This window comes from Thomasclavelia saccharogumia DSM 17460 (genome assembly GCF_000686665.1).
GTDB classification, from domain to species: domain Bacteria; phylum Bacillota_I; class Bacilli_A; order Erysipelotrichales; family Coprobacillaceae; genus Thomasclavelia; species Thomasclavelia saccharogumia.
Genome location: NZ_JMLH01000018.1, coordinates 14590 through 31144 on the forward strand (window position 1 = coordinate 14590; position 16555 = coordinate 31144).

12 protein-coding genes are annotated in these 16555 nt (G+C 27.4%); 11 read left to right on the top strand and 1 reads right to left on the bottom strand.

Annotated elements, in window-relative coordinates:
- From BR82_RS0105645 to BR82_RS0105690, 10 genes are all read left to right on the top strand, one after another.
- Window positions 1-651 carry a hypothetical protein gene (locus BR82_RS0105645; protein ID WP_027089402.1) on the top strand — a complete coding sequence of 217 codons (651 nt, stop codon included), beginning with the start codon at window positions 1-3 and terminating at the stop codon, window positions 649-651.
- An 18-nt stretch (window positions 652-669) separates the two neighbouring features.
- A complete protein-coding gene (locus BR82_RS0105650) occupies window positions 670-1896 on the top strand; it encodes a TadE/TadG family type IV pilus assembly protein (RefSeq protein WP_027089403.1) in 1227 nt (408 codons plus the stop codon).
- 14 nt (window positions 1897-1910) lie between these two features.
- Window positions 1911-2573, top strand: coding sequence for a prepilin peptidase (locus BR82_RS0105655; protein ID WP_027089404.1), 663 nt, complete (start codon window positions 1911-1913; stop codon window positions 2571-2573).
- 11 nt (window positions 2574-2584) lie between these two features.
- Complete coding sequence (locus BR82_RS0105660; RefSeq protein WP_027089405.1) at window positions 2585-3892, top strand: WG repeat-containing protein; 1308 nt, start codon at window positions 2585-2587, stop codon at window positions 3890-3892.
- Window positions 3893-3902: 10 nt separating this feature from the next.
- Window positions 3903-5207, top strand: a complete 1305-nt coding sequence (locus BR82_RS16300) for a DUF6382 domain-containing protein (protein ID WP_027089406.1) — start codon at window positions 3903-3905, stop codon at window positions 5205-5207.
- Window positions 5208-5218: 11 nt separating this feature from the next.
- Window positions 5219-5866 carry a hypothetical protein gene (locus BR82_RS0105670; RefSeq protein ID WP_027089407.1) on the top strand — a complete coding sequence of 216 codons (648 nt, stop codon included), beginning with the start codon at window positions 5219-5221 and terminating at the stop codon, window positions 5864-5866.
- Between the two features lie 70 nt (window positions 5867-5936).
- Window positions 5937-6716 carry a PP2C family protein-serine/threonine phosphatase gene (locus BR82_RS0105675; RefSeq protein WP_027089408.1) on the top strand — a complete coding sequence of 260 codons (780 nt, stop codon included), beginning with the start codon at window positions 5937-5939 and terminating at the stop codon, window positions 6714-6716.
- Between the two features lie 2 nt (window positions 6717-6718).
- Complete coding sequence (locus BR82_RS0105680; protein WP_027089409.1) at window positions 6719-8422, top strand: serine/threonine-protein kinase; 1704 nt, start codon at window positions 6719-6721, stop codon at window positions 8420-8422.
- Window positions 8422-8820, top strand: a complete 399-nt coding sequence (locus BR82_RS0105685) for a hypothetical protein (protein WP_027089410.1) — start codon at window positions 8422-8424, stop codon at window positions 8818-8820. The genes BR82_RS0105680 and BR82_RS0105685 overlap by 1 nt, the downstream gene beginning before the upstream one ends.
- The gene (locus tag BR82_RS0105690; RefSeq protein ID WP_027089411.1) at window positions 8820-13700 is read left to right on the top strand and encodes a hypothetical protein; all 4881 of its coding nucleotides are present in this window, start codon (window positions 8820-8822) and stop codon (window positions 13698-13700) included. Before BR82_RS0105685 ends, BR82_RS0105690 begins: the two co-directional genes overlap by 1 nt.
- 69 nt (window positions 13701-13769) lie before the next feature.
- Here the strand turns inward: BR82_RS0105690 and BR82_RS0105695 are convergent, their stop codons facing one another.
- The gene (locus tag BR82_RS0105695; protein WP_027089412.1) at window positions 13770-14768 is read right to left on the bottom strand and encodes a LacI family DNA-binding transcriptional regulator; all 999 of its coding nucleotides are present in this window, start codon (window positions 14766-14768) and stop codon (window positions 13770-13772) included.
- 289 nt (window positions 14769-15057) lie between these two features.
- Between BR82_RS0105695 and BR82_RS0105700 the strand changes: the two genes are divergently transcribed.
- Entirely contained in the window at window positions 15058-16554 is a 1497-nt protein-coding gene (locus BR82_RS0105700) for a UDP-glucose--hexose-1-phosphate uridylyltransferase (protein ID WP_027089413.1), read from the top strand.
- Window position 16555 lies beyond the last annotated feature (1 nt).

A 16555-nucleotide genomic window follows, 5' to 3' on the forward strand; every position in this document is an offset into this window, starting at 1 on the left:
ATGAGAAAATTATTTAAATTATTGATTTGTTTAGGATGTATCCTAACAATAACCGGATGTAACAGTGATGATAAAGAAGATAAAGATAATCAAAATAATGAGACAGAAGAAGTAGAAAATAATCAAGATGATAAAATAACTAGTAAATATTTTGAAGGTTATGAAAAAGAATATGAACTTAATGTAATGTATTATAAAATAAAACTTCCTATTAATTATAAGTCAACTAATAATAGTCAACGTTCTGATTCTATTAAGATGATTACTAAAGATGGAAAAGAGTTAGGAGCTTTAATAACTACTACTGAAATATATGAAGAATTAAATCCGAATTTTACGATTAATAATATTCGTGAAGAATTTAAAAGTGATCGTAATTCAAAATTAAGATTAATTTATCCAAGTGAAGCTGAAACAGTTTATAATGATCAACCTGTGGAAACTACGGTAGGTAATCGAAAAGCTTTACTAGATAAAGGAATTGCTACAGATTCAGGCGGTGAAGTATGTAAATATGCTGTGTACCACTTATTTTTAGATGATGAAAATAAGATACCATGTGAGTTCTTTGTTGGTTCAAATGAAATAGAACCTGATGAATTAGCAAAGATTGCTGAAGAAATGATAGGTACGATCGAAGAAAACGATTAGATAAATGGGGGAAAGTAAATGAAGACTAGAAGAGAATTAGGATCAGTCACAATTGAAGCAACCATCGCTTTAACAATGTTTATGTTTGCTTTTCTAGGAATTACTTCTCTTTCAACATTAGTCAGAGCAGAAAGTAAAGTTCAATATGCATTGAATCAAACAGCTAAAGAACTTTCACAATATATGTATATCTTTTATCGCGCTGATAATACTGGAGATACGACTAAACCGGTTGATGATTTGATCAGAGAAACCGGAGAATTTACTAATATGATTAAAAATGCTTCTAAAGATATTGAGTCTAGCGGTGAATCATTTTCAAAAGATCAGGTAACTGCTGATCTTTTGAATACTATCAACGATGTTAAAGACGATGTCCAAAATATATTGGAGGCGGGAAAATCATTAGCCAATAGATATAAGTCAGTAGCTGAAAATCCCACCGAAGTATTAAATGCAATATATTCGATCATTAAAGGTGAAGTTAAAAATATAGTTAGATCTAAAGTAATTGCACCAGTTGTAGCTAATATTTTGATGCCTAAATATTTAGAAACGGGTGAAAAAAGTGCTGATGAATTTTTGGAAGATATGGGTGTAACAAATGGTATGAGTGGCCTAAATTTTTCTCTTTCGAGTATTATGGAAGATGGTCGAACCATTAATCTAACAGTAGTTTATACAGTTGATTATAAAATTCCTTTAATTGGTGATCGCCAGTTTGTTTTTAAACAAACGGCTAGTACTGCTGCCTGGTCAAAAGAGACAAAATTAACTGAAATCAAATCAAGTATTTGGGATAAACCACCGTTAAAAAGAGGTAAAGAAATAGTCGAAAATATAAAAAAAGAGAATGCTGCTTTAGCAGTAAACACTAATAAAACATATGGTTTTGATCTGTATGATAAAAATACGAATACATTTACGCAAATTATTTCTATAAACACTCAAGATCCCTCTTATGTCTTAAATAGTGAAGGAAATGGAATATCATTAAACGAAGCTAATTTTAAAAAACAGATAAAAAAAGAAGCGAGTTCGTTAAATGAATATATGCAAAAAACAGAAACGGTAAATATGGAAAATGGAAGTGTCTTAAATGTAGATGCCAAAGGTAAAAATGGAGTAATTCAAATCTATATTCCTAAAGACAGTAATCTTAAAGAAACTGCTCAAAAATATGCGAATGAAGTTGCAAAGGAATATGATGGAATAACCATAAAAGTTAGTTATTATGAAGAATAGGGAGGATAGAGTCGATGGAATTATTAATGATAATTTTAATTATGTTATTTTTATATATTTTTTCCTCAAGCTATCTCCAATATGATGAGTTAAAGAATGAATTCAATTTTCAAATAAAAGATTGTTTTAAAATAAATAAGGAGAATGTTTTAGTATTTGTTCAAATATTATTATTAGGTATATTTGGATATTGTATGTTTGCTGATTTGAATCTAGATTATACAGGTTTATATAAATATGTAATTGTTATTACAATTATATTTCTTGCAGTAATTATCGATATAAAAAAACGAATTATACCTAATAAACTATGTGTTATTTTATTACTGGTAGTAATGTTGTTTGATTGCTATCAAATATTTTTACAATTAGAGAATGCAAAAGTATTTAGTTTGTCCTTTTTGTTTGGTGGAGGAATTGCTTTTGTTATTTTCTTTATTTCAATGCTGATTTCGCGTGGTGGTATTGGTGCTGGTGATGTCAAATTAATTACCATCATCGGTTTATGTGTTGGAAGTACAAATATATTAAATGTAATATTTTATACATTACTAGCTTCCTTTATTTATTCAATTGTTATGCTGGTATTAAGAAAAGTTAAACTTAAAGATTTTATTGCAATGGCACCATTTATTTATATTGGCATGCTGGCGAATTTTGTCATTAGTTTAATATAGGAGGAAGAATCGTGAATAAGGATATACGATATATTACAATTTTAATAATTGGAATATCTTTGCTTGGAATAATCAGTTTTGTAAAAAATTTTAATAATGTTGATGCTGCGTATAATGAAAATGTTGCTCTTGGTGATAAAGCATATAAAAAAGAAATATATATTGATGCTATTGAGTATTATAGTGAAGCTGTTAATAGTAAACCCTCTAATATGGATATAAGACTTAAACTCGCTGATTCATATCTTAAATTAGGTAATAATAGCCAATTTGAAACAATATTAAAAAATACTATCGATCTTGACGCTGAAAATGAAACAGCTTATTTGAAATTAGCAAAATATTATGCGAAAACAGAAAACTATCAAGAAGCTTATAAAACACTTTTAGATGCTAAAAATGTAAAAAATCGCAAAGAAATAGATGAACTTTTAGAATCATATAAATCATTTTATCGTGTAGTTGGAGCATATGTGGATGATGTCAAGCAATGGCGTAATAGTTATTTACCAATAAAAAAAGGTGAAACCTGGGGGTTGTTGAATAATACGGGTAATCTTGTAATCGAAAGTATTTATCAAGAGATAGGATGTTTTAGTAATGAAGAAAAAGTAACACCCGTTTATGATGGCAGTCAATGGTATTACATAGATGAAAATGGTTATAAGAAATTAGTTGGCGATCATGAATATAGTTATTTGGGTAATTTTGCTAATGGCTATGCTCCAGCTTGTTATAATGAAAAATATGGCTGGATAGATCGTGATTTTAATGAATATAAGATGGAATACGATTATACTACAGCATTTTGCAATGGTATAGCAGCAGCTAAAAAAGGTGATAAATGGGCTTTGATTGATAAAAACCTAAAACAGCTGACAAAGTTTAAATTTGATGAAATAGTATTAGATGAAAATGGTTTTTGTGCTAATGGTGAAAGTATCTTTGTAAAAGAGAAGGATAAGTATTATTTAATTGATGGAGATGGAAAAAGAATTGGAAAATTAGAATTTGATGATGTTAAAGCATTTAATGGGAATCAATATGCAGCAGTAAAAAAAGGCAATGAATGGGGTTATGTTAATACAGAGGGGAAATTGGCGATCAAATATCAGTATGAAGATGCGTGTTCTTTTGCAAATGGTGTTGCAGGATATAAGGATCATGGTGCCTGGGGTGTAATCGATCAAAACAACGAGGTTATTTTAGTACCAATGTTTAATGAGGTTAAGACAATGAATAGTGATGGAATTTTAGCGGTAAAAAATGAAGAAATTTGGCAATGTGTTCAATTATACGCTTTTATGAAATATGATTAGGGGGAGTTAGATGATTGATTTAAAAAATAAGTTAAATATGGATCGAAATTTTTTAGAATATAAATTTGATATCGATGATCGTATAGATACATTTTGTGAAGGAATGATAAAAAATAATGAAATACGTGGATTATTGCCCATTTCATTTCAACAAATAGATAGTGAAAAGTATTATAGTTTTGATACGACAGGCTTAATATCTTTAAGTAATCTTTTAAATGATCCTATTAATAAAGAGCAGTTAATTAATATTTTTATTAATATTATTGAAATTTTAGAAAATGTTAGTGAATATATGATTGAAAAAAAATATCTGCTTTTACAAATTGACAAAGTATATGTAAGCCAAGAAAAAAATACCGTAAATTTAGTTTGTTTGCCTATAGAAAATATTGCCAACACAACGGACTTTAGTGAGTTTATAAAATATATTTTAATCATGGCAAAGTATCAAAATAATGAAGATACAAGTTATGTAACTAAAATACTGAACTTTATAAATAGCAGATCTAAATGTTCATTAATAGATATTAAATCATTATTATTAAGTATAAAAAACGAGCAGATAATATTATCTAGAAATATTCCAAACCAAAAAATTATTGAAAAAAAACCAAAAAATATTCCAGTAATGCAGGAAATACCAAAAAAAGAACCTATCACTACTTTAGTTAGAGAAGAAGAAATTGAAGAATCAAAAAGCAAAAGAATTGATGGTATTCCTACATTAAAAAGAACCGAAAAAAAGAAAGAAAATAAAAATGTAAAAAAGAAAAATAATTTTTCATTGTTTAAAAAACAAACACTTAAAAAAGCTAAGAAAAAAAGCTCCATTCCAACTTTAACTAAACGAAAAGAAGCAAAGGTCAATAATGAAATTAACCGAAATATCGAATTAACATATGATAAAAACATTCAATCTGGAAATTTTAATGGTACCACAATTTTAGGCCAGAATGATGGAACAACAGTTTTATCAGCAGGAACAACCGTGCTTTCAGTAAATCAATTAAATAATATAAAATATGCAACGATTACAAGAGTAGCTAATGGTCACAAAGTAGAAATTGGAAAAATGATTTTTAATATTGGTACAGATGAAAACTTTAATGATTTTGTAATTAATAATAATACGGCAGTAAGTAGAAAACATGCGGAAATACATTATGAAGATGGTAAATATTATATCTTAGATCTAAATTCAACAAATAAAACAATAGTTGATGGAACGATCATTAAACCAGGATATAAATTTGAATTATTTTCAGGAAGCAGAATAAAACTTGCTGATGAAGATTTTATATTTGAAATGTAGGTGATGTCTAGATGAATGATAATTTTATAAGAACAGGATTTATGGAAGGTGTAGGTTATATTTTTTCTAATTTTTTTGAGTATTTTAAATTATTTTTATTTACTATTATAAATGGATTAATTATTTTGATTTCCAGTAAAATTCCTTATTTTGGAGAATTAATAGTAGTTATACTAAATATTTTAACATTAGCTTTTATTCCCTATGGAATTACTTTAATTGTTTGTGATATTAAGATAGACTTTTCTATTTATCAAAAATATATTAATTTTTTATCAGTTGGGATAAAAAAAGAAGTACTTATGCAATTTTTAAAATTAATTTTAATTTTAGGATCAATGATTATAATTGTTGCAGTGATTGTTGGAGTGATTTTTAATCAACGAGCCAGCTTAATAGAAACAATATCTCTTATATTTAGTATCTTAGTTTTATTGATAGTATTAATGGCATTCATGACTATAAAAATTATCACCACATTGTATTTAAAATTAATATGTTCGATTTATGAAGATGATAATTTAGAATTTTATCAAAATAATTTAAAAAAATATCGTTATATTTTTTTATGGAATTTTGTACCAATTATTAATATTGTAAGTTTATATGTGATATGTACGATTTTTTCAAAGGATATAAAGAAATATTTTGATTTATAATATTTTTTATTTTATACAATTAAGGACTTATAGTATGTTTTTAATTATTATAAGTCCTCGAGGAGGAAAGATGAAATTTAATTATGGTTATTGCAGCGATATAGGAATTGAAAAAGAGATAAATGAAGATAGTTTATTGATAAGTAGTGCCATTACATCTAAAGGAAGAATTTTTCTAGCTTTAGTGTGCGATGGGATGGGTGGTTTATCTAATGGTGAGTTAGCAAGCGGGACAGTAATAAAACGTTTTTCTGACTGGTTTGTTGAAGATTTGCCGATAATGTTGAAAAATAAGTTTTTTAAATTAGATAATCTGCAAGATCCGCTTACTAGAGTTTTAAAAGAATTAAACCAAAGTATTTTATTTTATGGACGTCACAATAAAATAAATTTAGGAACTACAGCTACAGGAATAGTTGTTTTCAATAATCGATATCTTATCTTTCATGTTGGAGATACCAGAATATATCAAATCAATCAAGAAATTGTTCAAATAACCGAGGATCAAACGTGGTTAAATGATGTTTTAAAACACAATACTTTTAGTAAAGAAGAAGCTTATAAGGATCCTCGAAAAAATGCTTTATTACAATGTATTGGCGCATCTAAAACAGTAATACCTGATTTCTACTATGGTGAAGTAGGAAATGGTGACTTATATTTAATTTGTTCAGATGGTTTTAGACATATGGTAAATAAAGATGAAATATTTAAAGAACTTATTTTTAAATCATTTGTATCAAAAGAAGAAATTACTAATAAATTGCAAAAGTTGGTTGAACTTAATAAAAAAAGAAATGAAACAGATAATATAACTGCTCTGGCATTTCAATGTTATGAGGAGGAATGATTTTGGCTAAAATTGGAAGCTTTATTGATAATAAATATGAAATATTAAAAAAAATAGGACAAGGAGGGATGTCAGTTGTTTATTTAGCGATGGATAAACGTTTAAATAAACAATGGGCAGTAAAAGAATTACAAAAATGTACTACAAATGCTAATAACGAAGTCATAATCCAAAGTGCAATAGCTGAAGCAAACATGATCAAGAAATTAGACCATCCTGCACTACCTAGAATTGTCGATATTATTGAAGATGATCAAGTCATTTATGTTGTCATGGATTACATCGAAGGTGAAACATTAGAATATGTTGTAAATAATCAAGGTGCTCAAAGTCAGGAGTTAGTCATCGATTGGGCAAAACAATTAACAGGTGTACTTTATTATCTGCATACTAGAAAACCGCCGATAATCTATCGCGATATGAAACCGGGAAATGTAATGTTGAAGCCGGATGGAAATATTAAAGTAATTGATTTTGGAATAGCTCGGGAATATAAAGAACTAAATGTAAATGATACAACATATTTGGGAACAAGAGGATATGCCGCACCAGAACAATTTGGCGGGAAAGGACAGACAGATGCACGTACAGATATTTATTGTTTAGGCATGACTTTGTATCATTTGATCACTGGTCAAAATCCCACTGAGCCGCCATATAAGATTTATCCCATTAGATATTGGAATCCTGCATTATCAGGAGGATTAGAAAATATTATTCAAAAATGTATTCAACTAAATCCTGAAGATCGCTACCAATCTTGTGCTGAATTATTGTATGCTTTAGAACACTATGAGGAAGAAGATGATTTGTTTAAAGCAATGCAAAAGAAAAAAATGAAGAAATTTATTCTTTCTAGTATATTTACAATTATTTTTTTGCTTGCAGGGATAACTGCTATTTTAATAAGGAATGGCTTAAATGAATCGAATTACAACAATAATCTATCATTAGCGGAAAAAGCTACTGATAGTATTACAAAGCGTACTTATTGTATTAAAGCAATAAGCATATTGCCACAAAATAGTGAAGCGTATGAAAAACTCGTTGAAATTTATAAAGACAATAATACCTTTGATATAGATGAAGCAGCAGAATTTAAAGAAGAAGTAGTACAGTATTTGCCAAGTCTACAAAAATCAAAAGATTATGGTCGAATAGCTTTTGAAATAGGAAGATTATATTGGTATTACTATGATTATGGTGATAATGATCCTAATAGTACCCAAATAACAAAAATGATCAATTCAATTAGCTGGTTTAACGATGCGATAAATAATAGTGATGAAAATAGTGATTATCATGTAACAGCACAGATATATTATAAAATTGGAACTTTTTATAAAGAATTACAAGTAAAGATAAATGAGGGAGCTTCCATTAAAGGAATATTTAATTCTTATTTTCAAGATTTAGAAGAACTTTTAAAACTTGTTGATAGTAAAAAAGAAAGTGAAATAATCAAGTTGGAAACATATAAACTGATTTTTAATTCGATTGAAAATTATATTCATGATTTTGTATCTGATGGTATTGAAAAAAAAGAACTCATTTCAATATATAATGATGTTGGAAAAAAATTAGATATGATCGATCCTTCTTCAAAAAAGACAGCAGAAATGAAAGAATATATCATTAGTCGAAACGAGGCTGTGTATAAAATAATCGAAAATGCTTATTTGATAGAAGAAAAGGTGGTGGAATAATGGAAGCTTCAACATTTGCAGTTGTTTCAATAGGCTGTTTTGTATTATCAATAACTTTTTTAATAGTGACTATTTTTTTATATTTTCATTACGATATAAAAGAAGTATATAATTTTTTAACTGGAAAAACTGCTTTAAGCGAAATAAACGAAATTAGTAAAGGTACGTATATTAATAAAAGAAAATCAGGTCTTGTTATTTCTAAAGATGAAAATAAGACGGTAGAGATATCATCTGATAATATGACAAGAGTGTTATCAGAGAAAGAAACAACTATTTTAGATAATTCAACGATTGAATTAATGAATCAAAGAATTGATGAAGAAATAATATTTATTTTGGAAGAAACAGAAATGGTAATTAATACTAAAGAAATAATAGCAGAGGTGAAAGGATAATGAATAAAATAAAAAAAATCATTAGTTTATTTTTAGTAATTACTAATATATTTTTAAATATTAGAATTACTAATCTTAATGCTTTAGAAGAAAAACACGATTTTAGTATAAATGATATAGAATCTGTCGTAATAGAGAATAATCTCCTGTTAGTAACAATGAAAAATAGTGATGACTATCAGTATGCTTTGGTTTCTGATGAAGATGAAACACCAATATATCAAAATGAATCAGAATTTGAAGTTGCAGAAAATAAAAATTATATTTTATATGTAAAAAATGCGCATAATGAACAAATTGAAGCAAATATCGATACAATTGCTCCTGTTCATAGTAATTTGAATTTAAAATATAGTGAATATGATAATGAAACACGAATGTATAATAAGGCGGAAGTATCATTTAATATTTCTAAAGATACTTGTATGTATAGGGTTTTTAATTCATCAGAAGAAAAAATTGATGAAAAAAATATTAATTCAGATAATTTAAACGTTATATTAAATTTTAGAAGCAATGGTAAATATGAAATTATGTTAATTGATGAATTCAATAATATGTCTTCATTTAATGTTGAAGTATTAGGTATTCAAGAAAAACTGCCTCAGATAAAAACTAATATAACATCAGATAAAGTAGTTGTAAAAGATAATAAGACGTGGGCTAAGTCATTTAATGTTGAAATAAATTTTGATGATGAATTGGAAGAAAATACTTTTTTAATAGAAGATTATTATTACTCATTAGTAAAAGATGGCGAAGAAAACTGTTTTCAAAGTGATAATAATTTTAATGTTTATCAAAATGCTACATACTTATGTCAAATAGAAAGTAAAGAAAGCGGAATTATTTTATTTGAACCGCTAAATATAGAAATTGATAGTATTGATAGTACAGCACCAGAATTTGAAGAAAAAGCTTATGAATTTGATGAAGATAAAGGTTTTTTAACAATATTTGCTAGTGATGAAGGGGTGGGAATAGAAAAATATGTCTCATCATATCATAACGATAAAAATCAAGTAAAAGAACTAGAAAGTAAGGATGGCAAATTTAAACTTATTGATATCCCCGATAAAGAGCTTACAGTCGAAGTATTTGATCAATTAGGCAACAGTAGTGAAATCATGATCGATAGAGAAAAGCCAATAATTTCAAATGTCAATTTAATGTATTATAATATTGTAACCAATTCTAATGAAGAGTCATATGGAAAAAGGGCAAAAGTTGAAATAGAGGCATCTGATCAACAATCTGAGAAACTCAGCTATGCTTGTAGTGGAACTGATGATATTAATAATATAAAGTTTAATAACAATAATACTTTTTATTTTGATGAAGAAGGAATTTACTATTTTTATGCAAAAGATGAAGTTGGTAACATCAGTGAGGCTAAAAAATTAAAGATCAATATTGATAATGAAGCACCAATCATTAATAATTATGAAATTATTAATATGTTTGCTGAAAATAGTAAATATTCAAATCAAAAAAAAGGATTTATGATCAAAGTTGAAGCTAGTGATGATGGAGTAGGTATAGCTGAATATGGTTTTGCTATTTATCAAAAAGGCCATGAGCCGGTTTTTGAAAAGGGTAAGAATAATGGAAGTTTTGAAAAAACAGTTTTAGAAAATGGAACATATTATATTGAAGTAAAGGATATGTTAGGAAATACGGTTAAAAGCGAAGCTATTGAAATTACGGGTATTGATAATCTTGCACCAATTGTTGAAGAAGCTGTTTTAACTGCAGAAAACGGACAACTTTATTTTGACGAATTAGGTACTTATGCTAATTCTAATATCATTGTTACTATTCCAATTAAGGATAACAAAGATCAGCCCAGTGCCGTATCAGGACTTAAAGAATCTCCAATTTTAAAAATTAAATTTGTAGAAAATAATCAAGAAACAATTTTAGAATATCAGGGAAAGAAAGTTGGAAATAGTGATAATTATATTTTTGAAATAGATAAAAAAAATACTAATTTTACAATGGCTTTAATTGCTGTTGATAACGTCGAAAATACTACGTATATTGAAAACCTGGAATATAAATGTAACGGTGAACAATTGAATGTCCCTATTCTAATTGATGATAAAAGTCCTGGATTAGAAGTTTTCGTAGATAATTCAAATATTATTGAATTTGATAATAAAATATGGTTTTGCAAAGATCTTGATATTAGTTATAGTGTTAATGATTTAATTGAAAATAGTGACAGTTCGGGTATTAAAGAATTAATTATTAAAGTAAACGGTAGAGATTATATCAATAATGCTTATTTAGATAAGAATGTTTATAATATAGATAATATTTTAAATACAAGCGATTTATCAGCTTATTATAATAAAGATTCTGGAAAATTAGTAATTGAAATCATTGTAATTGATAAAGCTGGCAATCAAGCCGAAAAATCATTGACATTATATCGTGATTTTAGAGCTCCAGAAGTTGAAAAAGTGACAATCAAAAAGGCTGGTGAAAAAGGAAAATTATTCTTTTTTGAAGCAAATAAGTTTTATTGTGCTGATGATTATGTTGATATAGTTGTAAAATTAAATGATACTTATGAATATAATTCAAGCTCTGGAATAAATGCAGAAAAAACAGTTTTAAATATTGTTGATAGTACAGGAACAATTCTTCAAAAAATAAAGGCTTATGATGTTGGTGATAATAAAGAAACATATACTTTTAGAATTGAATTGACAAATAAATTTTTTAGTGCCTATATCCAAACAGAGGATAATTTAGGACAAAAAATAACAACTGAAGAATTAGGGAAAAAGATTATTGAAGCTAATGAAAGAGGATTTGAAAATATTATTATTGATAATCAAAATCCTGTAATCAGTCCAATAAAAGTAGAAGGAACAGTAAAAACGATCAATCAAAAAGAATGGCTTAATCAAAACACGACAATAAGTTATACAATTAGTGATATTAGTAATGGACAAGATAGTTCAGGATTATCTACTGTTGATGTTGAAGTGAATGGTAAGATCATTAGTGAATTGTGTTATGATTTATCTAAGAAAAAAAGAGATAAATTTGCTGCTACGTTTAATACTGATTTTCTGCAAAGCGAAGAAGATGGAAAAATAGCAGTGAAGATAATTGTTAAAGATAACGCTGGAAATATATCACAAATAGAGCGGGTGATTTATCGGGATTTAGATGCTCCAGTTTTAGAAACTAAGTATGATAATTATAACGCAGATAATACTTTTACAGATTTTTATAAAGAAAATAGAGTTTTAACATTGAATGTAAAAGAGATAAACTTTGATGCTGATTTAATGGATGTAATAGTTAGTAAAAATGGTAATCTTGAAAGACTAAAATTGCAGTGGCAATTAGTTTCTGGCAATGAAGATACTATTAATGCTGTTTATCAAACAAAGATAATATTTAATGAAGATGCTGATTATGAAGTATATATAAGCGGAAAAGATATGATGGGGTTTGATTTAAATAAACCATTTACAAACAAGTTTGTTTTAGATAAAACAAAACCGGTATTGAATATATCATATGATAATTATAGTGCTAAAAATAATAACTATTTTAATCAATCTAGAACAGCTACTATTACGATCGATGAACATAATTTTGATCCAAGTAGAGTCAATATTATCAGCAGTGCTATTGATGATGGGGTTACAAAAGCATTTCCTAAAATAAGCAGCTGGACAAGAAATAATGATAAAAATATTGCAACTATAAAATATGATCAAGATGCACTCTATAGTTTTGACATCGAGTATATTGATAAAGCTGGAAATAAAATGGATGATTACAATAAAGATGAATTTTATATTGATAAAACAGCGCCAGAGTTAATTATAAGTGGTGTTGAAGCAAATTCGGCAAATTCTGGTGAAGTAAAACCTGCTGTTTTAGGTAAAGATACTAATTATGATATAAATGAATTAAATATCAGTTTAATTGGTGATCATCGTGGAACTATGGAAATTGGGGGTACTAGAACCCCTCAGACAAATGGGGAAATATTTGTTTTTGATGATATGTTGCATGAAAAAGAAAATGATGATGTATATATGATACAAGCATCATTAAGCGATAAAGCTGGTAATAAATCAGAAACAAATATTATGTATTCAGTTAATCGCTTTGGATCAACATATGTTTTTTCTGATAAATTATTAAAGATTCTTAATCAGCATTATCATAAAAATAGTCAAGAAATAGTATTTGATGAATTGAATGTTAATCGATTAATTGAAACATCAGTTAAGATAAGTATTAATGGACAAATCAAAGAATTGAAAAAAGATGTTGATTATGCTTTAGTTCAAACCAATGAAGGAGCATGGTATAGATATACATATGCATTAAAATCAGAGTTATTCGAAAAAGATGGTGCATATAGAATAATAACTTCATCTGTGGATGAGGCAGGGAATTTAAATGAAAATATTATTGAAAATAAAAATGCTGATATTAGTTTTATAATTGATAAAACAGCTCCAACAATTGCAGTACATAATTTAAAATCTAATAATATTTATGATGAAACTGTAAAAAAAGTCGAGTTATCAGTAGAGGATAATTTGATGATAGACAAAATTGAGGTTTTATTAAATGATAAAAATATAAATGTAGATGAAGTTAATGAAAATAATTTTATAGTTTCAATTCCTGAAAAAAATAGAACACAAAATTTAAAAATTGTTGTTCTAGATAAAGCTGGAAACAAAAGTACCAAAGAAATAAATAATTTTACAATATCTAGTAATTTCTTTGTACGCTGGTATTTGAATAAACCATTATTTATTAGCAGCTTAGCTATACTTGCTTTATTAATAGCGATGATCATATTTGTGTATTTAAAAAGAAATAAAAAAGAGTAATTATCATGAAATTTAAGTGAAACATACTAGAATCTCCTAGTATGTTTTTTCAAATAAAAAAATCGATTTTTAATCGACTTCTTTACAAGATTCTCTTTCAATTAAAACACAAGGTAAAGTTATTTGCACTGGTGTAGGTGAAGAATATTTACTTAAAAGATTATATACAATGTTAGCACCATATTCCCCCATTAAATCAGCCGGTGCAAAGACTGTAGTTAAAGGTGGTGTTGTAAAGCTGGCAGCTTTAATATCATCAAAACCAATTAATGAAATATCTTCAGGAACTCTAATGTTGCGTTCTTGTAAAGCTCTTAAGGCACCAATTGCAATGGGATCACTGGCACAAAATATTGCAGTCGGTAAATCACCTTGATTAATCATATCGATCATCATCGTATAACCAGACTCATTGGAAAATTCCCCTTCCAATAGATATGGTTCGTAAATGATGTTATTTTGATTACAAAAATCAATGAATACTTCTTTACGATTATCATGGTATAAAACACTATCATCTACATATTCTTTTCCACCCAAAAAACCTATTTTCTTATGATTTAAAGCTTTTAAATATTTTAAGGCATCAGTTACCGCTTTATTAAAATCTAAAGTAATTGTACTGTCTTCATGATTTGGACTTATCATGTCCAAAAAAATAATTTTGTTTGAAATTTTTTTAAATTGAACAATTTCACGATCATTAAACTTACCAATACAAATTAAACCGTTAACATTTTTTAGAGCTTCAAGATAATTTTGATCAGATCTAAAAGTACGGATTACACTAATTTGATTTTGTAAACAAAAATTTTCAATTCCTTGTCTGATTTGTAAATAATATGGGTCATCAATTTCTTGTTGTAATGAATACCATTGAACAATTCCCAAGGTAAAATCATTTTTAGTAGCTTTTCTTTTTTTTGTATAATTTAATTTTTTGGCCGCATTAAAAACAGCACGTCTTGTTTCCTCTGGAACTGATAATGTTTTATCGTTGTTAAGAATTCGTGAAACAGTAGCGCTAGAAACATTTGCAAGATTGGCAATATCTTTAATTGTAGCCATGCTTTTCCTCCTTATCTGTTTTGTAATATTATACCCTATTTTTTGTTATTATAAAAGTTTCAGTAGAGAAATTATTTTTATAATATATGGCAATTAGGATATCTAGTATGTAAATTTTATCATCGCTGCAGCAATAGCTGTAATGATTATTTATTATAGTTATATTATAATTAATAAGTAAAATTTAGTCAACTAATAGGTAAAAATTTACTTATATTTTAGTGAAAATAATTGACAATTTACTATATAAACGATAAAATAAAACTGTCTATAAGAGAGGAGAAAATATATGAATCATGAAATAAATCAATTGATCCAGTTTGCTTTGGATAAAGAAATGATAACAGAAGATGAATGTGATTATTCAGTAAATTTATTATTGGATTTATTAAAGGAAGATAATTTTGAATATGAAGGAATCAACGAACATTTTCCATTAGCTGCGCCAATTTTAGAAAAATTACTGGATAAAGCAGTAGTAAAAGGATTAATTGAAAATGATGTTACAAGTCGAGATTTATTTGATACTAAGATAATGAACTGTATCATGCCACGCCCTCATACAGTCATTGAAACATTTAAACAAAAATATAAAATCAATCCGCAATTAGCTACTGATTATTATTATCGACTATCAATTGCTTCAAACTATATCAGAAAAAGTAGAACAGATAAAAATATTCGCTGGAAAAAATATATTAAATATGGAAATATTGAAATCTCTATTAATTTATCTAAGCCAGAAAAAGACCCTAAGGAAATCGCAAAAGCTAAATTAGTTAAATCAAGCGGTTATCCTAAGTGTTTACTATGTAAAGAAAATGTTGGATTTGAAGGAGATTTAAATCGTGCGGCTAGGCAAACGCATCGAATCATTCCCTTAAAATTAGAAACCGGGAATTATTATTTACAATATTCACCATACGTATATTATGATGAACACTGTATAGTTTTTAATGAAGAACATAAACCGATGGTAATCAATGAAAATACTTTTAAGAATTTATTTTCATTTTTAGATATTTTTCCTCATTATATGATTGGTTCAAATGCGGATTTACCAATTGTCGGAGGATCTATTTTATCTCATGATCATTATCAAGGGGGCAAGTACGAATTTCCGATTCAAAGCGCTGAGGTATTGAAAACATTAAAGTGTGATAAATTTCCCCATACGCTCATTGAGATCGTAAAATGGCCTTTATCAACAATTAGACTAACTTCAGAAAACAAAGAAGAATTGATTCAATTATCAAATGATATTTTAAATTACTGGCGTGAATATAGTGAACCGATCTTAGATATTATTGCTTATAGTGATGATACCCCACATAATACGATCACTCCGATTGCAAGGATGAAAGGTGATAAATACCAAATTGATTTAGTATTAAGAAATAATCGTACTAGTGAAAAATATCCTGATGGTATTTTTCATCCGCATCAAGAATCTCATCATATTAAAAAAGAAAATATTGGTTTAATAGAAGTAATGGGGTTGGCTATTTTACCAGCACGATTAAAAGATGAATTAAAATTATTAGGTGATTGTTTACTCAACAAAGCGAATATTAATGATTATCCAGAATTAGAAAAGCACCGTGACTGGTACCAAGATTTAATTAATAACTATGATTTTAGTGAAGAAAATGTTGAAGAAATCTTAAAAGAGGCAGTAACAAGCAAGTTTGTCATGGTTTTAGAGGATGCGGGGGTATTTAAAATGGATGATCAAGGAATTGATGGTTTGACTAATTTTGTTAATTTAGTATTGGAAGGAGAATAAG